19 protein-coding genes are annotated in these 19,933 nt (G+C 50.4%); 12 read left to right on the forward strand and 7 right to left on the reverse strand.

Translation table 11 applies throughout. From position 1 onward, the window contains the following. The first annotated feature begins 2 nt into the window (after positions 1–2). Genes C510_RS0107190 through mutL form a run of 3 tightly spaced genes read left to right on the forward strand, consistent with a single transcriptional unit; the run spans position 3 to position 3,962 of the window. Complete coding sequence (locus C510_RS0107190; RefSeq protein WP_025892303.1) at positions 3–1,739, forward strand: OstA-like protein; 1,737 nt, start codon at positions 3–5, stop codon at positions 1,737–1,739. A 2-nt stretch (positions 1,740–1,741) separates the two neighbouring features. After that, positions 1,742–2,038 carry a hypothetical protein gene (locus C510_RS0107195; protein ID WP_018710666.1) on the forward strand — a complete coding sequence of 99 codons (297 nt, stop codon included), beginning with the start codon at positions 1,742–1,744 and terminating at the stop codon, positions 2,036–2,038. Between the two features lie 22 nt (positions 2,039–2,060). Then, positions 2,061–3,962: a DNA mismatch repair endonuclease MutL gene (gene mutL / locus C510_RS0107200; RefSeq protein WP_018710667.1), complete on the forward strand. Its 1,902-nt coding sequence runs from the start codon at positions 2,061–2,063 to the stop codon at positions 3,960–3,962. A 144-nt stretch (positions 3,963–4,106) separates the two neighbouring features. Here the strand turns inward: mutL and yaaA are convergent, their stop codons facing one another. Continuing rightward, on the reverse strand, positions 4,107–4,871 hold the full coding sequence (gene yaaA / locus C510_RS0107205; protein ID WP_025892304.1) for a peroxide stress protein YaaA: 765 nt from the start codon (positions 4,869–4,871) through the stop codon (positions 4,107–4,109). A gap of 91 nt (positions 4,872–4,962) precedes the next feature. On the opposite strand from yaaA, the gene C510_RS0107210 reads away from it, so the two are divergent. Next, the gene (locus C510_RS0107210; RefSeq protein ID WP_025892305.1) at positions 4,963–5,478 is read left to right on the forward strand and encodes a TlpA family protein disulfide reductase; all 516 of its coding nucleotides are present in this window, start codon (positions 4,963–4,965) and stop codon (positions 5,476–5,478) included. 436 nt (positions 5,479–5,914) lie between these two features. Here the strand turns inward: C510_RS0107210 and carB are convergent, their stop codons facing one another. Beyond that, positions 5,915–9,139 carry a carbamoyl-phosphate synthase (glutamine-hydrolyzing) large subunit gene (gene carB, locus C510_RS0107215; RefSeq protein ID WP_018710670.1) on the reverse strand — a complete coding sequence of 1,075 codons (3,225 nt, stop codon included), beginning with the start codon at positions 9,137–9,139 and terminating at the stop codon, positions 5,915–5,917. 151 nt (positions 9,140–9,290) lie between these two features. Here carB and trpS point away from each other — a divergent pair, with 151 nt between their 5' ends. Then, positions 9,291–10,385, forward strand: a complete 1,095-nt coding sequence (gene trpS / locus C510_RS0107220) for a tryptophan--tRNA ligase (protein WP_025892306.1) — start codon at positions 9,291–9,293, stop codon at positions 10,383–10,385. Between the two features lie 71 nt (positions 10,386–10,456). On the opposite strand, the gene C510_RS0107225 is transcribed toward trpS, so the two are convergent. Continuing rightward, complete coding sequence (locus C510_RS0107225) at positions 10,457–11,350, reverse strand: 1,4-dihydroxy-2-naphthoate polyprenyltransferase (protein WP_018710672.1); 894 nt, start codon at positions 11,348–11,350, stop codon at positions 10,457–10,459. A 141-nt stretch (positions 11,351–11,491) separates the two neighbouring features. Here C510_RS0107225 and C510_RS0107230 point away from each other — a divergent pair, with 141 nt between their 5' ends. Continuing rightward, a complete protein-coding gene (locus tag C510_RS0107230) occupies positions 11,492–12,343 on the forward strand; it encodes a metallophosphoesterase (protein WP_018710673.1) in 852 nt (283 codons plus the stop codon). A 3-nt stretch (positions 12,344–12,346) separates the two neighbouring features. Here the strand turns inward: C510_RS0107230 and nadD are convergent, their stop codons facing one another. Genes nadD through C510_RS0107250 form a run of 4 tightly spaced genes read right to left on the reverse strand, consistent with a single transcriptional unit; the run spans position 12,347 to position 14,585 of the window. Then, positions 12,347–12,937, reverse strand: coding sequence for a nicotinate (nicotinamide) nucleotide adenylyltransferase (gene nadD, locus C510_RS0107235; protein WP_018710674.1), 591 nt, complete (start codon positions 12,935–12,937; stop codon positions 12,347–12,349). Beyond that, entirely contained in the window at positions 12,919–13,101 is a 183-nt protein-coding gene (locus C510_RS0107240) for a hypothetical protein (RefSeq protein ID WP_018710675.1), read from the reverse strand. Before C510_RS0107240 ends, nadD begins: the two co-directional genes overlap by 19 nt. Positions 13,102–13,115: 14 nt before the next feature. Continuing rightward, positions 13,116–13,682 (reverse strand): guanylate kinase, encoded by a 567-nt coding sequence (gene gmk, locus C510_RS0107245; protein WP_018710676.1) that lies wholly within the window; start codon positions 13,680–13,682, stop codon positions 13,116–13,118. Between the two features lie 27 nt (positions 13,683–13,709). After that, entirely contained in the window at positions 13,710–14,585 is an 876-nt protein-coding gene (locus C510_RS0107250; protein WP_022339959.1) for a YicC/YloC family endoribonuclease, read from the reverse strand. Between the two features lie 93 nt (positions 14,586–14,678). On the opposite strand from C510_RS0107250, the gene tsaB reads away from it, so the two are divergent. Genes tsaB through C510_RS0107280 form a run of 6 tightly spaced genes read left to right on the forward strand, consistent with a single transcriptional unit; the run spans position 14,679 to position 19,910 of the window. Next, positions 14,679–15,368 carry a tRNA (adenosine(37)-N6)-threonylcarbamoyltransferase complex dimerization subunit type 1 TsaB gene (tsaB, locus tag C510_RS0107255; RefSeq protein ID WP_018710678.1) on the forward strand — a complete coding sequence of 230 codons (690 nt, stop codon included), beginning with the start codon at positions 14,679–14,681 and terminating at the stop codon, positions 15,366–15,368. A gap of 33 nt (positions 15,369–15,401) precedes the next feature. Further along, positions 15,402–16,007, forward strand: coding sequence for a DUF4290 domain-containing protein (locus tag C510_RS0107260; protein ID WP_018710679.1), 606 nt, complete (start codon positions 15,402–15,404; stop codon positions 16,005–16,007). A gap of 18 nt (positions 16,008–16,025) precedes the next feature. Next, on the forward strand, positions 16,026–17,333 hold the full coding sequence (gene murA, locus C510_RS0107265) for a UDP-N-acetylglucosamine 1-carboxyvinyltransferase (protein ID WP_018710680.1): 1,308 nt from the start codon (positions 16,026–16,028) through the stop codon (positions 17,331–17,333). Between the two features lie 13 nt (positions 17,334–17,346). Then, positions 17,347–17,862 (forward strand): ribosome maturation factor RimM, encoded by a 516-nt coding sequence (rimM, locus tag C510_RS0107270; protein WP_018710681.1) that lies wholly within the window; start codon positions 17,347–17,349, stop codon positions 17,860–17,862. 18 nt (positions 17,863–17,880) lie between these two features. Continuing rightward, positions 17,881–18,747 carry a M23 family metallopeptidase gene (locus tag C510_RS0107275; RefSeq protein ID WP_018710682.1) on the forward strand — a complete coding sequence of 289 codons (867 nt, stop codon included), beginning with the start codon at positions 17,881–17,883 and terminating at the stop codon, positions 18,745–18,747. A 5-nt stretch (positions 18,748–18,752) separates the two neighbouring features. Beyond that, entirely contained in the window at positions 18,753–19,910 is a 1,158-nt protein-coding gene (locus C510_RS0107280) for a 1-deoxy-D-xylulose-5-phosphate reductoisomerase (protein WP_018710683.1), read from the forward strand. Positions 19,911–19,933 lie beyond the last annotated feature (23 nt).

The raw sequence follows: 19,933 nt of genomic DNA on the forward strand, positions 1-19,933 counted from the left end.
ATATGTCTGATAAAAGAACAAAATATACATGGATAGGCGGGCATAGGATACTGGTATTGGGTATCCTATGCCTGTTCGGCTTTTGTCTGCTGGCTCAGCGTCCGGTGCAGAAAAAAGTGACAGGTACAACTGCGACTGCCCCGAAGAAAGATTCAGTGGCAAAGACGGGGAAACCGGCCAAGAAGGAAGAACCGAAACAGAAGAGTAAAGTTTATCTGCTGCATTCGGATATATTGAAAAAGACACTCGACCGTTCAGACGCACAGGTGGTGGTAGGAAATGTCATTTTCCGTCACGACAGCCTGTACATGTATTGCGACAGTGCCTATTATTTCGACCAGCGCAACTCGTTCGAGGCGTTCGGGAATGTACGGATGGAACAGGGAGATACCTTGTTCCTGTATGGCGACCATCTGTATTATGACGGTATGACTCAGATTGCCCAGATGCGTATGAATGTACGTCTGGAAAACCGTAACACGACGTTGCTGACCGATAGCTTGAACTACGACCGGGTATATAGTCTGGGATATTTCTTCGATGGGGGTACCTTGATGGACGAACAGAATGTACTGACTTCCGAATGGGGGGAATACAACACCCAGAACAAGCAGTCGGTATTCAACTACAATGTGAAACTGGTGAACCCGCAGTTCACGCTGACTTCCGATACCTTGCGGTACAATACGGCCAGTAAGGTGGCGAACATTGTGGGTCCCTCGGATATCTTGAGCGACAAAAACCACATTTATTCCGAGTCTGGCTATTACAACACCCAGACCGGGAAAGCGGATTTGTATCAGCGTTCGGTCTTGACAAACGAAGGAAAGCAGTTCACCGGCGATACATTGTTCTATGACCGTAATGAAGGAGTGGGTGAGGCGTTTCATGACATGGTAATGACCGATACTGTCAATAAGAACATGATGACCGGTGATTACGGCTTCTACAACGAGAAGACTAAATATGCTTTTGCTACGCGTAAAGCGGTTGCCATCGATTATTCACAAGGAGACAGTCTGTTTCTTCATGCCGATACCTTGATGATGAAGACCTTCCACCTCGATACGGATTCCATGTTCCGTGAGATGCGGGCTTTTCATAAGGTACGTTTTTACCGTACGGATGTACAGGGTGTCTGCGATTCGTTGGTCTTCTCTACCAAGGACAGTTGCCTGACCATGTATGACAATCCGATTCTTTGGAATGAAAACCAGCAGCTGATAGGCGAGAAGGTACTTATCTATATGAATGACAGTACGATAGACTGGGCACATATCATCAATCAGGCCTTGTCTGTGGAGCAGATTGATACGACGAAGTATAATCAGGTCACGGGTAAGGAGATGAAGGCTTTCTTCCGGGATGGTGAAATGAAGAAGGTGGAGGTTATCGGTTCGGTGCGTCTGGTGTATTATCCGATGGATTCAGACAGTACATTGATTGGTATGAATGTGTCTGAGACCAGCCAGCTGGATATCTATCTGGAACAACAGAAGTTGGACCACATGGTGATGAGTCCGCAGTCGAACGGTACACTTTATCCGTTGCCTCAGATACCGAAGGGAAAAGATAAGCTGGACAATTTTGTCTGGTTCGATTATATCCGTCCGCTTAATAAGGACGACATCTTTGAATGGAGAGCTAAGAAGGCCGGCGATGAGCTGAAGAAGAATATCCGCGGGCCGATAGAGCTGCCTAACCAGCATTTGTTTGACCAACAGAAAAAGGAGGAGTGATTATGGGAATGTTTTCAATGAGAAAGCCACGTGCGTATCACCATGAGTATATCTACGTGGACGAGCGTAAGGAAAAGTTGCAGAAGATAGAAGAGTCTGCCAAACGTGATCTGGGAATGCTCCCGCCCAAGGAATTTTCGCCGGAAGATATCCGGGGAAAGTTCATCGAGGGTACTACTTACCTGAAGCGTCGGAAGGAAAGCGGACGTAAGCCGCTGGCCTACGGAACTATTTTTGTAGCCATTGCTGTGCTTCTGTACATTCTGCATTACCTGATAACCGGAGAATTTACTTTCTAATCGTTAGTTGATTGGTAGACGTATGAGCGATATTATCCGTTTGTTGCCCGATTCCGTAGCCAATCAGATTGCGGCGGGTGAAGTGATCCAGCGGCCTGCTTCAGTAGTCAAGGAGCTGGTGGAGAATGCCATTGATGCCGGGGCACATCACATTGATGTCTCGGTGACCGATGCCGGAAAGACGTGCATCCAGGTGATAGACGATGGAAAGGGTATGTCCGAGACCGATGCGCGTTTGGCTTTCGAACGCCATGCCACTTCGAAAATCCGGGAGGCTTCCGACCTGTTTGCCTTGCATACCATGGGATTCCGAGGGGAGGCATTGGCCTCCATTGCGGCTGTGGCACAGGTGGAACTTAAAACCTGTCAGGAAGGTGACGAGCTGGGAACAGCCCTTACAATCGCCGGTTCGAAGGTAGAAAGCCAGGAAGCGGTAACTTGCCGTAAGGGCAGTAACTTTGCGGTGAAGAACTTGTTTTTCAATGTTCCTGCCCGCCGGAAATTCCTGAAGTCGAATCAGACGGAGTTGAGTAATATCCTGGCTGAGTTTGAACGGATTGCTTTGGTGAATCCGGATGTGTCCTTCACCCTGCATCACAACGATACAGAGATGCTTAACCTGCCGGCTACCCAGCTACGTCTGCGTATTATGGGCGTATTCGGCAGAAAGCTCAACCAGGACCTGCTGTCACTGGAAATCGATACCACCATGGTGAAGATACACGGCTTCATCGGGAAGCCGGAGACCGCCCGTAAGAAAGGGGCGCGACAGTTCTTCTTCGTGAACGGGCGTTACATGCGCCATCCGTATTTCCACAAGGCGGTGATGGATGCTTACGAGCATCTGGTTCCTGTAGGCGAGCAGGTTTCTTATTTTCTTTATTTTGAGGTGGAACCGGCCAATATTGACGTGAATATCCATCCTACCAAGACTGAAATCAAGTTCGAGAACGAACAGGCCATCTGGCAGATTCTGTCGGCTGCCGTGAAAGAGACCCTAGGGCGGTTCAATGCCGTTCCTTCCATCGACTTTGATACGGAAGGGATGCCGGATATTCCGGCTTTCGATGCTTCGCCTTATTCGGTGGTACAACCCCCGAAGACTTCGTACGATACTTCTTACAATCCGTTCAATACGTCGTCGGTAGTACCTCCTTCGGCCTATTCATCGTATACGCCGAAGCCTTCTACCGAATGGGAACCGTTGTTCCAGGGATTGGAGAAGAAACAGCAGGCTCCTGCCTGGCCTTCGGAGGGACCGGATTTTCCGGAAGAAGCGTTTCCGGAAACATCTGCTTCACTGGTGCCTGAGGAAGAACCGACGCTTTATGACGAACATCCGGCTGAGGCGGTCAAGGAAAAAGTGGCCCAGCATTATCAGTATAAAGGAAGCTATATCCTGACTTCCGTCAAGTCGGGTTTGATGATTATCGACCAGCAACGGGCGCATACCCGCATTCTATATGACCGCTATATGCGTCAGTTGGAGAGTCATCAGCATGTTTCCCAACGGATGCTGTTCCCGGATATGGTGCATTTTTCTCCGGCCGAAGTTCCGGTACTGGAGGAAATCATGAGTGACCTGAATGATTTAGGCTTTGATTTGAGTAGCCTGGGTGGTGGTACGTATGCCATCAACGGGGTACCGGAAGGAATCGAAGGGCTGAATCCGGAAACACTGGTGACGAACATGGTACAGACAGCCATCGAGAAAGGCTGTAAGGTGAAGGAGGAAATCCAGAGCCTGTTGGCACTTTCGTTGGCGAAAGCGGCTGCCATCGTGCCGGGACAGGTCTTGACCAATGAGGAGATGAACAGCTTGGTAGACGGCCTTTTTGCCGCGTCTACCCCTAATTATACTCCGGACGGAAAAGTGGTTCTTTCTGTCCTGAAGGAAGAAGATTTGGAGAAGATGTTCCGCTAGTAGGCTGTTAGACGATATGAAATACTGCCCGCATGTCTGAAGGAAATCCCGAAAGGCATGCGGGTAGCGTTTTTTGTAGCCTATATATCTTTTCCCGGATGGAGTATCGGATGTTGCTTTTTTCGGTAAGATTAGAAAGAGGCTTTATCCCAGCACGAAGTTCCAGTGTTTTCCGGAATCATCCGTGCCGCTGAAACGGAATCCTTCCCATTCGAATTTTTTCAGTTCTTCCGGTTGTTCTATCCGGTTCTTCAGGATGTAACGGGTCATTTCTCCCCGGCACATCTTGGCATACACCACAACGGTTGCCAGTTTTCCGTTTTTCCAGGTATGAAACTCCGGGGTGATGACCTGTACTTCACGGTTCACTTTTTCCCAATCAAACAAATCTTTCATTTCTCCGCTGGCCAGGTTTATCAGGATGCCTCCTTGTTTCCGGATGGGTTCGATGAAGTAATCGGTCAACCGGGGTTTCCAATAGTCGAAGAAAGACATTCCTCCCAGTTCCGGAAGTTTTACATCGCCTTCCAACCGGTAATTCTTGATGGCATCCAGCGGGCGCAATAATCCGTACAGGAAAGAAGTGATAAGCAGGTGCTCTTGCGCATACCGGAAATCGTCCTCGCTGAAATCTTTAGGATTGATGCGCTTGAATACCATACCGGTATAGGAGAGCAAGGCGGGCAGTGCCGGTGTCTCGTCCGAACAGAAATCCTGATAGCGCAGGTAGTTGGTGGCAGCCAGTTTGGAATTGATGCGTAACAGCTTTTCCAGCTCCTGGGTCGAAAATTGGGAGAGGTTCAGAGCGTGTTCTTTGGCTGCTGTCTCGAAAGGAGGCACAGTCGTGAAAGGAACCCGTACGTTGGAACGGGCAGTCATAGTCTTGGCGCAGGAGATGAAAGTAAGCATATTCTTTTTGCGGGTAAAGATAGTGGAATTTGCGGGATTCACCGAAAGTATTTTTATCTTTGTCAGTAAAATGATAAAAACGGATATTCGTATGAGAAGTGTTAGAATTTTCAGTCTGATAGGACTGATGTGGATGTTTATGTTGGGAGTGAACGCTCAGGGAGTGGAGAAAGTGAAGGCAGGTGATGCAATGCCGGCTTTTTCATTGAACTCGGAAGTGTATGGTAAGGTGACACCTGCCGATTTGAAAGGAAAGGTCGTATTGGTTTCCCTGTTTGCTACCTGGTGCGGTCCCTGTCAGTTGGAATTGGGTCAGGTACAGAAGGTCTTGTGGCCGAAATACAAAGATAATGCGGACTTCAAGCTGCTGGTGATTGGGCGGGAGCATACGGATGCCGATCTGAAGAAGTACAACGAACGGAAGAAATTCACCTTCCCGTTGTATCCAGACCCCAAGCGTGAAGTATTCTCCTTGTTTGCCGACCAAAGCATTCCTCGGGTTTACCTGTTCGGAAAAGACGGCAAGTTGGTGCATGCTTCCATCGGTTATACCGCCGAAGAGTTCCAGCACCTGATGGAAAGCATTGAACAGGAACTGGCCAAATAATTCTTCTGCTGAGATACAGCAGAGTACATAAAGGTCCATGGATAATCGTTATAGGTGGGTTGTCCATGGACCTTTTCAGCTTATTTTAGGGGTATATCCTGCTGCTTTCAGAAGTTCTGATAGTTGGTTTCACACTTTCACACACGGGTAACCGGTTGTTGAACAGGAACTCTCTGTGAAGGGTGATGTTTCACCGTGAAGGATGATGGTTCACTTCCGGTAGTGGAATGGCATTGCATCTATAAGATTATTCATTGAGGAACCATTGGAGAGTGGAGAACAGTGTAGTTAAAGGTACACGGTTGATAATTGGGGACTATCTGATTTTTGAGGATAGGAGCAAGCATACAAAACCGCATAAAAAAGGGTGGAACCTATGAGGCCCCACCCTTTTTATGCGATTTTAAATACCGTTCAAGTGCGGTTTAAAAACGGATTATTTGTATTCCTGCCAGCTCTTGATCTGAATGTCTTCCAGTTTGGTAGTGCAGAAGGCTTCGATGAAGGCTTTGGCCAGGCGGGCATTCGTCATCAACGGAATGTTGTGGTCGATGGCGCCACGGCGGATGCGGTAACCGTTGGTCAGTTCGCGTTTGCTGTGGTTCTTCGGAATGTTCACAATCAGGTCGAACTGATGGTTGGCAATCATCTTCATCACGTTGTTTTCAGCGTTCGGACGTTCATCCGGCCAGAATACCGGTGTAGTAGGAATACCGTGTGAGTTCAGGAAAGTAGCGGTACCGGCAGTAGCGTAGATGTGGTAACCTTTCTGGCTTAACATCTGGCTGGCATCCAGCAAATCTACTTTCGACTTGGTAGCTCCGGAAGAGAGGAGGACAGCTTTCTTCGGAATGCGGTAACCGGTAGCGATGAGCGCGTTCAGCAGAGCTTCGTCGAAATCATCTCCCAAGCAACCCACTTCACCGGTAGACGACATGTCGACTCCCAATACCGGGTCGGCATTCTGCAGACGGGCGAATGAGAATTGGGAAGCTTTTACACCGATGCGGTCGATGTCGAAAGCCGATTTATCCGGTTGAGTGTATGGAGCATCGAGCATGATGCGGGTAGCTGTTTCAATGAAGTTACGTTTCAGTACCTTCGATACGAACGGGAAGCTGCGTGAAGCACGCAGGTTACATTCGATGACTTTTACTTCGTTCTTCCGTGCCAGGAACTGGATGTTGAACGGACCGGAGATGTTCAGTTCCTGAGCGATGCGACGGCTGATTTTCTTGATTTGACGAGCTGTAGAGAAATAAATCTGCTGGGCCGGGAAAACCAGAGTAGCGTCGCCGGAGTGTACACCGGCATATTCGATGTGTTCCGAGATGGCGTATTCCACGATTTCGCCCTGATTGGCTACGGCATCGAATTCGATTTCCTTAGTCTCTTGCATGAATTGTGAGATAACTACCGGATATTCCTTCGATACTTCGCTGGCCATCTGCAGGAAGCGGGTCAGTTCTTCTTCATCGTAGCAGACGTTCATGGCTGCACCGGAAAGTACGTACGACGGACGTACCAGTACCGGATAACCTACTTTGGCGATGAATTGTTTCACATCGTCCAGGCTGGTCAGTTCCTGCCAAGCCGGCTGGTCGATTCCCAACTGGTCGAGCATGGCCGAGAACTTGTTGCGGTTTTCGGCACGGTCGATGGATACCGGCGAAGTACCCAGGATAGGCACAGACTGGCGGTGGAGTTTCATGGCCAGGTTGTTCGGAATCTGTCCGCCCACGGAAACGATGACACCACGTGGCTGTTCCAGGTCGATGACATCCAATACCCGTTCGAACGAGAGTTCGTCGAAGTAGAGGCGGTCGCACATATCGTAGTCGGTCGATACGGTTTCCGGATTATAGTTGATCATGATGGACTTGTAACCCAGTTTGCGGGCAGTCTGGATGGCGTTTACCGAACACCAGTCGAACTCTACGGAAGAACCGATGCGGTAGGCGCCTGAGCCCAGTACAACCACCGATTTCTCGTTCTTGTAGTAATTCACATCGTAACCTTCGGCATCGTAGGTGAAGTACAGGTAGTTGGTCAGTTCCGGATGTTCGGAAGCCACGGTATTGATGCGTTTTACAGCCGGCAGGATATTCAGTTTCTTACGGTAGGCACGTACCTGCAGGTTTTCTTTTTCCATGTTGCCGTTGTGCGGTTTCAGTACGAAACGTGCAATCTGGAAGTCGGAGAATCCCAGACGTTTGGCTTCGCGCAATACATCGGCCGGGAGTGATTCCAGGGAATCATAGCTCTGCAGCTTGGCTTTATAATCGACGATGTTCTTCAGACGTTCGATGAACCACGGGTCAATCTTGGTCAGTTCGAAGATACGCTCGATGCTGTATCCTTCTTCCAGTGCCTGGGCGATGGCGAAGATACGCAGGTCGGTCGGGTTGGACAGCTCGTCATCCAGGTTGTCGAAGCGAGTATGGTCATTGCCTACGAAACCGTGCATGCCCTGTCCGATCATACGCAGACCCTTTTGGATGATTTCTTCGAACGAGCGTCCGATGGACATGATTTCGCCTACTGACTTCATGCTGGAACCGATGCGGCGCGATACGCCTACGAATTTGGTCAGGTCCCAGCGTGGAATCTTACAGATGAGGTAATCCAGTGATGGAGCCACATAAGCCGAGTTTGGAGTTCCCATTTCACCGATTTGGTCGAGGGTATAGCCTAGAGCAATCTTGGCGGCAACGAAAGCCAACGGGTAACCGGTGGCTTTGGAAGCCAAAGCCGAAGAACGGCTGAGGCGGGCATTTACCTCAATGATGCGGTAGTCGTTTGTATCGGCATTGAATGCGTACTGGATGTTACATTCGCCCACGATACCTAAGTGGCGGATACATTGGCGGGAGAGAGCTTGCAAGGTAGTCACCTGTTCTTCTGACAGGGAGCAGGTTGGAGCTACTACGATGGATTCACCGGTATGGATACCCAGCGGGTCGAAGTTCTCCATGCTGGCTACCGTGAAGCAGTGGTCGTTCGCGTCGCGGATAACCTCGAACTCGATTTCTTTCCAGCCTTTCAGCGATTCTTCTACCAGAATCTGTGGTGAGAAAGTAAAGGCGCTCTCTGCCAGTTCGATGAAGGCTTCTTCGTTGGGACAGATACCGCTTCCCAATCCACCTAAAGCGTATGCAGAACGGATCATGACCGGGTAACCGATACGGCGGGCGGCTTCGAGTGCAGCTTCCATGGATTCTACAGCCTGGCTAACCGGAGTCTTCAGTGAAGCTTCGTTCATCTTTTTCACGAAGAGGTCTCGGTCTTCGGTGTACATGATGGCTTCTACCGAGGTACCCAATACTTCTACACCGTATTCCTGTAGAACTCCTGTCTGATAAAGTTCTGTTCCGCAGTTCAGGGCAGTCTGTCCGCCGAAGGCCAGCAGGATGCCGTCCGGGCGTTCTTTTTTGATGATTTCAGTCACGAAATAAGGAGTTACCGGCAGGAAGTATACTTGGTCGGCAATACCCTCGGAAGTCTGGATGGTAGCGATGTTAGGGTTGATGAGCACGGAGCGGATGCCTTCTTCGCGCAAGGCTTTCAATGCTTGTGAGCCGGAGTAGTCGAATTCACCGGCCTGGCCGATTTTCAAGGCACCCGAACCGAGTACCAGCACTTTTTTCAATGTCTTTTTCATACATATAGATTATTTGAATGTTTTAGAGCGGGGATGCAGTGCCCCGGATAGGGCTGTTACATCGTATGATGCAAAGAAACGATTTATTTTGAAGAAAACAAAGTAATTGTGTATCTTTGCTGCAATTTATAAACAAATGAAATACATACCCATGAAAAAAGAAAAGATTATACTGACCGGTGACCGTCCTACCGGAAAACTGCATATCGGACATTACGTAGGTTCGCTTCGTCGCCGTGTGGAACTTCAGAATTCCGGCCTTTATGACAAGATTTTCGTTTTCGAGGCCGACGGGCAGGCTTTGACCGATAATATCGATAATCCGGAAAAGGTACGTCAGAATGTGATAGAAGTTGCTTTGGATTATCTGTCTGTCGGATTGGACCCGAGCAAATCGACCATCTTTATCCAGTCTCAGATTCCGGAACTGTGCGAGTTGACCTTCTATTACATGGATATGGTGACCGTATCACGTCTGCAGCGTAACCCGACCGTGAAGACTGAAATTCAGATGCGTAACTTCGAGACCAGCATCCCGGTCGGTTTCTTTACTTATCCCATCAGTCAGGCTGCCGACATCACAGCGTTCAAGGCTACCACTGTACCGGTTGGTGAAGACCAGGAACCGATGATTGAGCAGGCACGCGAAATCGTCCGTCGTTTCAACCACATCTATGGCGAAACACTGGTAGAGCCGGATATCCTGTTGCCGGATAATGCGGCTTGTCTGCGTCTGCCGGGAACCGACGGTAAGGCGAAGATGAGTAAATCGTTGGGTAACTGCATTTACCTGTCCGATAGCGCTGACGAAGTGGAAAAGAAGGTGAAGAGCATGTATACAGACCCGACCCACATCAAGGTGACCGACCCGGGCCGTCTGGAAGGAAATACGGTATTCACTTACCTGGATGCATTCTGCCGTCCGGAACATTTCGGCCGTTATCTGACCGATTATGCTTCGCTGGATGAACTGAAGGCTCACTATACCCGCGGTGGTTTGGGGGATATGAAGGTGAAGAAGTTCCTGGCTGCCATCATGCAGGAAGAACTGGAACCTATCCGCAACCGTCGTAAAGAGTTCGAGAAAGACATTCCGGCTGTCTATGCCATGCTGAAACAGGGTTGCGAGGTAGCTCGTGCAGCGGCTGCCCAGACACTGGATGAAGTCCGCCGGGCCATGAAAATCAATTATTTCGATGATGATGCGCTGATTGCCGAACAGGCCAAGCGTTTCAGTAACGAATAAGTATCGATAAAAAAACGGACTCCCTTGAAACAGGAAGTCCGACGGGGGCTGGCCTTGTAAGCGGAAAACGCTTACAGCGCCAGCCCTATTGTTAACAGCATTCCGAAAATAAGGATGTTCCGCGAGGTTTCACCCAATATCGCGTTCAGGGCTTTGCCCTGATGGATACGCGCCATTTTCATGGTCGTCAGGATATGCGGTAACAGGTAAATCTGTGGAAGGATGGCGGCCAGGGGTTTACCCAGGCCGATGAAATAAAAGCAGCACCAGCAGGCAACAAGCCCCAACAGGAAATACAGGATGAGTCCGGCTTTGGCTCCCAGGCGGACAACCAGTGTTTTCTTCCCGCTCTGGCGGTCCTGGTCACGGTCGCGGAAATTGTTGACCATCAGCAGGGTGTCAATGGTGAGTCCGCAGGCCAGGGAACCCATGGTGACAGCCGTATTCCAACCGTGCCCCATGACGTAGTAGGTGCAGCCTACCGGTACAAACCCGAAAAAGACAAGTACCAGTACATCGCCCCAGCCATGATAAGCCAGCGGGTAAGGTCCGGCGGTATAGAGGAAGGCGAAAAGAATGCAGGCCAGACCCACCGGAATCATTTCCCAACCGCTGTATATCAACAGGCACAGGCCGCAGCAGGCCGCCAGCAGGGTGGTTATCAGGATTCCCTTCTTCATGGCGGGAACAGTTATCCAGCCTTGGGCGCAGGCCCGTTCGGGACCTAGCCGGTCTTCGCGGTCGGTTCCTTTCAGGAAATCGTACAGGTCGTTGATGAAGTTGGCATCTATCTGCATCAGGTAGGCGAAGAGCAGGCAGAGCAGGAATGGGGTAGCCTGCAGATGACCGTAGATGTAGGCCAGTGCGCCTCCTATCAGTACAGGTACGGAAGCGGCTGTCAATGTCTTGGGTCGGGCAGCCAGTACCCATGCCTTGAAAGAATTGGGAGTAGGATTCTGTTTCATGTTATGAATACTTTGTTTTGTCGTGGCAAAGGTAACGCTTTTTGCTTATTTTCGGGCTGAAGAGATAAAGTCAATATATGAGAAAATCTTTTGTTCATCCGGAATCCCGGGGGGACAAAAGGCATCCCCAAACAATCGCTTATGTTCAAACGAATAGGAATGGCATTGACTGGAGCAGTATTGTCGGCCGTATTGCTTGGTTCGTGTGCCACGGCTTCCTTTTCCAAGTATAAAGGAATAGGACGTATCAAACAGTATGATATTTACAGTGAGCAGCTTCCGGAGACCTTTGACAGCTTCCGGATAGCCTTTGCTACCGATTTCCATTACGAGAGCCGGTTTACTGCCAAGCGCTTGCCGAACCTCGTGCGTGCCCTTCAGTCGGTAGATGCCGATGTCCTGATTTTGGGTGGTGACTATCGGGGACGCGAAGGGGGTGATGTAGAAGAGCTTTTCAAGGCTTTGCAGCAGGTCTCAACGCCTTACGGAACGTATGCCGTGATGGGTAACCACGAGCGGGGAGAAGCGGATAGTCTGGCACGGAAAGCCATGAAGGATAGTGGCGTAAAGCTGTTGGAACATCGGGTGGATACGCTTTGGAAGGGAAACCGGTTCATCGAAATCTGCGGCATCCGGAACCCGTTCGATTTGAAGCGGAACGGTGTGTCGCCTACCTTGGCCTTGAAACCGGAAGATTTTGTCGTGATGGTGACGCACACTCCCGATTATGTAGAAGATGTGGACATCTCGCATACGGATTTGGCTTTGGCGGGACATACCCACGGCGGACAGGTAAGTCTGTTCAAACGATGGACACCGGCAGGTAATTTTTCCAAATACGGGAGCCGTTTCCTCACCGGACTGAAACACAACAGTCAGGGTATACCGGTAATTATCAGTAACGGATTGGGTACATCGCGGAAGGATATCCGTTTGTTTACCCCCAGCGAGGTCGTCCTGGTGATACTCCACTGCGGACCGGAAAAGCCGTAGCGGTCATTTCCGGTAGAGGTGGAGCTCCTTGATGAGGCGGTCTACTTCCGGATGAAGGAAGTAACGCATGTCTTTCCCTTCGCGGATGGCGGTACGGATAAAGGTGGAGCTGATTTCCAGCAGGGGGGTATGCACGGCCTTGACGCGGGGCGGTAGGGTGAGTGCTCCCAGGTCGTACCCCGGACGCGGATAAATCAGTACGTAATGTTTTTGCAGAATCTCCTCCGGCGATTTCCAACGGTCGAAGGCCGCCCAGTTGTCGGCTCCGATAATCAGGTAGAAATCCCGGTCGGGATATTGACGGGCCAGCTTGTCGAGCGTATGGATGGTATACGAAGGCCGGGGCAGGTGGAACTCGAAGTCGGAGGCCTTGAAGCGTGGATATCCTTCTACCGCAGCCTGTACCAGTTGCAGGCGGAGCTCGTCTTTCAGCAGGTCCTGATGGACCTTGAAGGGATTCAGCGGTGAGACGAGAAACCATACTTCGTCCACCTCGCCGTACTCACACAGGTAATTGGCCAGGGCCAGATGGCCCAGGTGAATCGGATTGAAGGAGCCTCCGAAGATACCGGTCTTTATACGAGTTTCTTCCATTTATAGAAATTGATGACCTGCCAGATGGCAACGAACAGCATACCTGCCGCAATGATGTATTCTTCTTTATAGACAGCCACTACACCAACCGCTACGGCTGCCAGTCCGATGACGATGCACAGGACCAGCAGCATACGGATTACTTTTTTCGGGTCTTTCACCATAAGGGATGTTTCTGTTATCGGTTCAGGAATTCGGTGATTACTTTCAGGGCCTCGGCCTTGGCTTTGTCAAGGTCATCGTTGACGATGACGACATCGAACCGCGGGGCGTAGCCCAGTTCGAATTCGGCCTTTGCGATGCGGCTTTCAATGACTTCCGGCGAGTCTGTGCCACGTCCGTTCAGGCGTTTGCGCAGTTCTTCTACCGAAGGCGGCTGGATGAATACCGACAAGGCACGTTCACCGTAATATTGCTTGATGTTGCATCCGCCTACCACGTCTACGTCGAATACTACATTCTGTCCGTCGGCGAGCTGTTTCTCCACCTGCGATTTCAGGGTGCCGTAGAAGCGGTCCTTGTAGACTTCTTCGTATTCCAGAAACTCGTTGTCGGCGATGCGTTGTTTGAATTCTTCCGGAGTCAGGAAGAAATATTCCACTCCGTTCTGTTCGGTTCCTCTCGGCGGACGGCTGGTGGCCGAAATGGAGAAAGCCAGGTTCAGGTTCTGGGTCAACAGGTAGTTGATGATGGTGGATTTCCCGGAGCCTGAAGGGGCTGAGAAGATAATCAGTTTTCCAGTCATAAGGTTCGTTTATGGATGAAGTTGTTTTTACATGACATTGAGCACCTGCTCTTTGATTTGTTCCAGTTCGTCTTTCATCTGTACCACGATGTTCTGCATTTCGGCGTGGTTCGACTTGCTGCCGGTGGTATTGATTTCCCGTCCCATTTCCTGGGCGATGAATCCCAGCTTCTTGCCTTGTCCGTGTCCGCCTGCCATCGTTTCGCGGAAATAGCGCAGGTGATTGGCCAGACGCTGTTTCTCTTCGTTGATGTCCAGCTTTTCGATGTAATAGATGAGTTCCTGTTCCAGCCGGTTCTTGTCGTAGTCTACGCTGATGGTTTTCTCCAGTGCGTCGGTGATGCGTTCACGGATTCTGGTGACACGTTCTTTCTCGTAGACCTCGATGCTTTGCAACAGGCGCTCGATGTTGTCAATCTTTTCTGTAAACTTCTTTTCGAGAGCCTGTCCTTCCTGTTTGCGGAAATCTACCAGATGCTGCAGGGCTTCGCTGACAGCCTGACGGACCACGGTCCATTCTTCTTCGGAAAGTTCCTGTACGTCTACACGGGTCAGTACATCGGGCATCCGCAGCAGGGTAGCGAACCAGTCCTGCGGTACCGGGATGTGGTAGGTCTCGGAAATTGTTTTAATCTGGTTGTAGTAGTTTTCTACCAGTGCGGCGTTGATGGGAGTCGCTGTTTCGGCGGCATCCTTTTCTACCCACAGGCTGAAATCTACTTTCCCGCGTTCCAGGGTCTGGGCGATAAGGTTACGTATTTCCATTTCCTTTTCCCGGTACAGGGGGGCGATGCGGGTAGACAGGTCCATCGCCTTACTATTTAAAGACTTGATTTCGACATTGATTTTTTTATCTCCGAATGAGGCGGTTGCTTTGCCGTATCCGGTCATAGACTGTATCATAACTAAATGTATTTTTTTGCAAAAGTAAAGAAAATATGGAAATGGAGTACAAATAAAAGTGTATATTTGCAAACTATCTATATAAGCGTAATTATGTCTTGCATTTTACATATCGAAACATCTACGGAAGTCTGTTCCGTTTCTGTCAGTCAGGACGGTGCTTCCATTTTTTCAAAAGAAGATTTCAAGGGTCCTTCGCACGCTACGGTATTGGGCGTGTATGTAGACGAAGCGTTGTCATTTGCGGATAATCATGCCATTCCGCTGGATGCGGTAGCCGTCAGCTGCGGGCCGGGCTCCTATACGGGGCTGCGTATCGGGGTTTCCATGGCGAAGGGAATCTGTTACGGACGTAATATCCCCTTGATTGGGTTACCCACACTGGAGGTGATGTGTGTACCGGTGCTGCTGCATCAGGATTTGCCGGACGATGCGTTGCTCTGTCCGATGATTGATGCCCGCCGTATGGAGGTGTACGCCGCCGTTTACGACCGTGCCCTGCGCGTGAAACGTGAAACGGCCGCCGATATCATCGATGAAAATTCGTATGCCGAGTTCCTGGACGCTCATCCGGTGTATTTCTTCGGTAACGGAGCTGCCAAATGCCGCGAGAAGTTGACACATCCGAATGCGCACTTCATTGAAGACATTTATCCGCTGGCCAAGTGGATGTTCCCGCTGGCCGAGAAGGCGATGGCAAAAGAAGATTTCAAGGATGTGGCTTACTTTGAGCCTTTCTACCTGAAGGAATTCGTTGCTTCGGTACCCAAGAAACTGTTATAGACTGATTGAATAGCTAAAAGTTAAAATAAAAGTATGGAGTATAATACCCAACAGCGGAGATTACCGCTTCCCGAATATGGACGCAGTGTACAGAATATGGTGGACCACGCCTTGACTATCGAGGACCGTGAGGAACGCCAGCGTTGCGCCAATACCATTGTGAACATCATGGGGGGCATGTTCCCGCATTTACGTGATGTTGAGGACTTCAACCATAAGTTATGGGACCATCTGGCTATTATGGCCGATTTCAAGCTGGATATTGATTACCCGGTGGAAGTGGTCAAGAAGGAGAGCCTGGAAGTGAAGCCGGATTGCATTCCTTATTCACAGAATAACATTCACTACCGTCATTACGGACGTTTTATTCAGGATATGATTCAGGTGGCTGTGGATTATCCGGAAGGTGAGGAACGGAAACAGCTGATTTCCATGATTGCCAACCACATGAAGAAGGATTACCTGAACTGGAACAAGGACGGTGTGGAAGACCAGAAGATTCTGGATGATTTGTATGAACTCTCAGGTGGCAAGATTAAGTTGACACCGGAGGATTTGAAACTGGTGGAACCGCGTACCTTTATTCCGCGGCGTCGCCAGATGAACAATAACAATAATAATCAGCGAAGAAAATTCTAACCCGATAAACGTGACATTATGGCTTCATTTGTAATAGAGGGTGGGCATAAACTGCATGGCGAGATTATTCCGCAGGGTGCCAAGAATGAAGTACTGGAAGTGCTTTGTGCCACATTATTGACTTCGGAAGAGGTGACTATCAGCAATATCCCCGATATTCTGGATGTGAACAATCTGATTCAGCTGCTCCGCGATATGGGAGTAAAGGTATCGAAGACGGATATTGAAACCTATACGTTCCAGGCCGATTTCGTGAATCTGGCTTACCTGGAAAGCGATGATTTCCTGCAGCGCTGCTCGAAGCTGCGCGGGTCGGTCATGCTGGTCGGTCCGTTGATTGCCCGTTTCGGACAGGCACTCATATCCAAGCCGGGCGGTGACAAGATAGGCCGCCGCCGTCTTGATACGCATTTTCTGGGTATCCAGAAACTGGGGGCTGACTTCGAATACGATGCGGACAGGAAGGTATACCGCATCGTGGCGGAACATCTGAAGGGAGCGGACATGCTGCTGGATGAGGCTTCGGTCACCGGTACAGCCAACATCATCATGGCAGCGGTATTGGCCGAAGGAACCACCACCATCTATAATGCGGCTTGTGAGCCATACGTCCAGCAGCTTTGCCGGATGCTGAACCGCATGGGAGCCCGGATTTCCGGTATCGCTTCCAATCTGCTGACCATCGAAGGGGTGGAAAGCCTGAACGGTTGTCAGCATCATGTATTACCGGATATGATTGAGGTAGGAAGCTTTATCGGCATGGCAGCCATGACGGGCAGCGAACTGACCATCAAAAATGTGTCTTATCAGAATCTGGGCATTATCCCCGACAGCTTCCGGCGTTTGGGTATCCGGCTGGAGCAACGTGGTGACGATATCTACATTCCGGCTCAGGAGCATTACCAGATTGAATCGTTCATCGACGGTTCCATCATGACCATCGCCGATGCGCCGTGGCCGGGACTGACTCCGGACCTGCTGAGCGTGATGCTGGTTGTGGCTACCCAGGCCAAGGGCAGTGTGCTGATTCATCAGAAGATGTTCGAAAGCCGTCTGTTCTTTGTCGACAAGCTGATTGATATGGGGGCACAGATTATCTTGTGCGACCCGCACCGGGCTGTCGTCATCGGTCATGACCGTAACTTCTGTCTGCGGGGCGGAAACATGTCATCGCCGGATATCCGTGCCGGTATCGCCCTGCTGATTGCCGCACTGGGCGCTACGGGTGTAAGCCGTATCCACAACATCGAGCAGATAGACCGTGGTTACCAGAACATCGAACAGCGTCTTACCGCGCTGGGAGCACGTATCACCCGTATTGAATAGAGCCGGTTATAATATGATAAGAAAAGAAGAAGTATTTAAGATAGGAGTCCTCAACAAACCTCACGGGGTGAAGGGGGAAATTGGTTTTACTTTCACGGACGATGTGTTCGACCGTGTGGACTGTGATTACCTCATCCTGTTGCTTGACGGGATTCTGGTACCTTTCTTCATCGAGGAGTACCGTTTCCGTTCGGACAATGTGGCCCTGGTGAAGTTTGAAGGTATTGATACGGCCGAACGTGCCCGCAGGTTTTCTAACGTGGAAGTGTACTTCCCCAGCAAGTATCTGGAGGAAGAAGATGGTATTTCCTCGTGGAATTTCTTTGTAGGCTTCCAGGTGGAAGATATCGCGCATGGAAATCTGGGCGAAATCACGCATGTGGACGATTCGACGGTAAATGTACTGTTTGTCATCGAACGGGACGGCCGGGAAATCTTGCTGCCGGCCCACGAGGAGTTTATCCGGGGACTCGACAAGAAAAAGAAGCTTCTGACGGTAGAAATACCCGACGGACTGCTGGAGGATTAACGAAGTCGGCACTGATTTATGAAACGGAGAGGAAGGAAAGCCTTCTGGCACAACATCAAGTTCAAGTACAAGCTGATTGTTTTGAACGAGAACACTTTGGAAGAAGTGGTGGGGATTCATGTGTCTAAACTGAACGGTATTTCGGTCTTGCTGGCTGCGTGTACGGTCATCTTCCTCATTGCCGCGTTCATCATCATGTTCACTCCTTTGCGGAACTATCTGCCGGGATACATGAACAGCGAAGTGCGCCGGCAGGTCGTGGAGAATGCCTTGCGGGCCGACTCCCTGCAGCAGGCCCTTGCCCGTCAGCAGCTGTATCTGATGAATATCCAGGACATCATCAGCGGAAAGGTGAAGGCAGATACTGTGCAGTCCATCGATTCGCTGACCGACGTCCGTGTGGAGGAGCTGATGGAACGCTCGGAAGAAGAAGAGAAGTTCCGGCAGCAATACGAAGAGAAGGAACGCTACAACCTGCGCTCTGTCAACGAAAACCACGATGCGGCCGGACTGATATTCTACCGTCCGGTACGTGGGGTGATGACTACCGGTTTCCAGCCGATGCAGAAACATTTCGGGACCGACCTGGTGGCGGCACCGAACGAGAATGTACTCGCTGCCCTGGACGGAACCGTGATTCTGGCCGCCTATACGGCCGAAGCGGGGTATGTTATCCAGTTACAGCACGCACGTAATTTCATTACCGTATACAAGCATTGCGGTTCGTTGCTGAAGAAGGAAGGCGACGAAGTAAAGGGCGGGGAGGTCATCGCACTGGTGGAAAACAAGGTGGAAGGTAATCCGGAAGGGGAACAGCCTCACCTGCATTTTGAATTGTGGCATCAGGGGACTCCCATCAATCCGGAAAAATACATTGTATTCTAATAATTATGAAGAAACAGATAGCTATTTTAGGTTCAACGGGCTCCATCGGGACACAGGCGCTGAAGGTGATTGCCGAACATCCCGACTTGTATGAGGCTTATGCGTTGACTGCCAACAATAAAGTGGACCTGCTGATAGAACAGGCCCGTCAGTTCCGGCCGGAAGCGGTGGTTATCGCCAATCCGGACAAGTATCTGCAGCTGAAAGAAGCGTTATCGGATTTACCGATTAAAGTCTATGCCGGTGCCGATGCGCTGGCACAGATTGTGGAATCCGGTCCGATAGATATCGTCCTGACAGCAATGGTAGGGTATGCCGGTCTGCGTCCGACCATGAATGCCATCAAGGCAGGAAAGGTCATTGCGCTGGCCAACAAGGAAACCATGGTGGTGGCCGGCGAGCTGGTCAATGCCCTGGCTGCCCAATACCGGGTGCCTATTCTGCCGGTCGATTCGGAACATTCGGCTATTTTTCAATGCCTGGAATTGAACAATCCGGTACATAAGATTATCCTGACCGCTTCGGGAGGACCGTTCCGTACGTTCTCGTTGGAACAGTTGCAGACGGTTACCAAGGAGCAGGCGTTGAAACATCCCAACTGGAGCATGGGGGCCAAGATTACCATCGATTCGGCTTCGATGATGAACAAGGGATTCGAGGTGATTGAAGCCAAATGGTTGTTCGGCGTGCGTCCGGAACAGATTGAAGTGGTGGTACACCCGCAGTCGGTGGTACACTCCATGGTGGAATACGTAGACGGTGCAGTGAAAGCCCAGCTGGGAGTACCCGACATGCGTCTGCCTATCCAGTACGCGTTCTCTTATCCGAAACGTGAACCGCTTTCCGGCGAACGTCTGGATTTCATGAAATGCAATACGCTTACATTCGAGGCACCCGATACCCGGCGGTTCCGGAACCTGGCTCTGGCATACGAGGCCTTGCACCGTGGAGGAAACATGCCTTGTATCGTGAATGCGGCCAACGAAGTGGTGGTGGCCTCTTTCCTGAAGGACCAGATTTCTTTCTTGGGTATGAGCGATGTCATCGAAAAGACCATGGAACGGGTGACTTTCATTCAGACGCCGACCTACGAGGACTATGTAGAGACAGATGCCTTGACCCGGCGTGTGGCAGCCGAAATGGTGATTAACAGAACTTATTGACAGAATGAAAATTAATTATTAAC

It is taken from the genome of Phocaeicola barnesiae DSM 18169 = JCM 13652, from assembly GCF_000374585.1.
In the GTDB taxonomy this organism is placed as follows: domain Bacteria; phylum Bacteroidota; class Bacteroidia; order Bacteroidales; family Bacteroidaceae; genus Phocaeicola; species Phocaeicola barnesiae.

What these genes read in the sequence shown, in the direction of transcription:
- C510_RS0107225 (WP_018710672.1), bottom strand. Translation starts at nt 11,350, where the DNA reads ATGAAACAGAATCCTACTCCCAATTCTTTCAAGGCATGGGTACTGGCT.
- C510_RS0107195 (WP_018710666.1), top strand. Translation starts at nt 1,742, where the DNA reads ATGGGAATGTTTTCAATGAGAAAGCCACGTGCGTATCACCATGAGTAT.
- trpS (WP_025892306.1), top strand. Translation starts at nt 9,291, where the DNA reads ATGAAAAAAGAAAAGATTATACTGACCGGTGACCGTCCTACCGGAAAA.
- C510_RS0107280 (WP_018710683.1), top strand. Translation starts at nt 18,753, where the DNA reads ATGAAGAAACAGATAGCTATTTTAGGTTCAACGGGCTCCATCGGGACA.
- C510_RS0107260 (WP_018710679.1), top strand. Translation starts at nt 15,402, where the DNA reads ATGGAGTATAATACCCAACAGCGGAGATTACCGCTTCCCGAATATGGA.
- C510_RS0107275 (WP_018710682.1), top strand. Translation starts at nt 17,881, where the DNA reads ATGAAACGGAGAGGAAGGAAAGCCTTCTGGCACAACATCAAGTTCAAG.
- mutL (WP_018710667.1), top strand. Translation starts at nt 2,061, where the DNA reads ATGAGCGATATTATCCGTTTGTTGCCCGATTCCGTAGCCAATCAGATT.
- C510_RS0107190 (WP_025892303.1), top strand. Translation starts at nt 3, where the DNA reads ATGTCTGATAAAAGAACAAAATATACATGGATAGGCGGGCATAGGATA.
- carB (WP_018710670.1), bottom strand. Translation starts at nt 9,139, where the DNA reads ATGAAAAAGACATTGAAAAAAGTGCTGGTACTCGGTTCGGGTGCCTTG.
- C510_RS0107230 (WP_018710673.1), top strand. Translation starts at nt 11,492, where the DNA reads ATGTTCAAACGAATAGGAATGGCATTGACTGGAGCAGTATTGTCGGCC.
- tsaB (WP_018710678.1), top strand. Translation starts at nt 14,679, where the DNA reads ATGTCTTGCATTTTACATATCGAAACATCTACGGAAGTCTGTTCCGTT.
- C510_RS0107240 (WP_018710675.1), bottom strand. Translation starts at nt 13,101, where the DNA reads ATGGTGAAAGACCCGAAAAAAGTAATCCGTATGCTGCTGGTCCTGTGC.
- C510_RS0107210 (WP_025892305.1), top strand. Translation starts at nt 4,963, where the DNA reads ATGAGAAGTGTTAGAATTTTCAGTCTGATAGGACTGATGTGGATGTTT.
- rimM (WP_018710681.1), top strand. Translation starts at nt 17,347, where the DNA reads ATGATAAGAAAAGAAGAAGTATTTAAGATAGGAGTCCTCAACAAACCT.
- yaaA (WP_025892304.1), bottom strand. Translation starts at nt 4,871, where the DNA reads ATGCTTACTTTCATCTCCTGCGCCAAGACTATGACTGCCCGTTCCAAC.
- C510_RS0107250 (WP_022339959.1), bottom strand. Translation starts at nt 14,585, where the DNA reads ATGATACAGTCTATGACCGGATACGGCAAAGCAACCGCCTCATTCGGA.
- gmk (WP_018710676.1), bottom strand. Translation starts at nt 13,682, where the DNA reads ATGACTGGAAAACTGATTATCTTCTCAGCCCCTTCAGGCTCCGGGAAA.
- nadD (WP_018710674.1), bottom strand. Translation starts at nt 12,937, where the DNA reads ATGGAAGAAACTCGTATAAAGACCGGTATCTTCGGAGGCTCCTTCAAT.
- murA (WP_018710680.1), top strand. Translation starts at nt 16,026, where the DNA reads ATGGCTTCATTTGTAATAGAGGGTGGGCATAAACTGCATGGCGAGATT.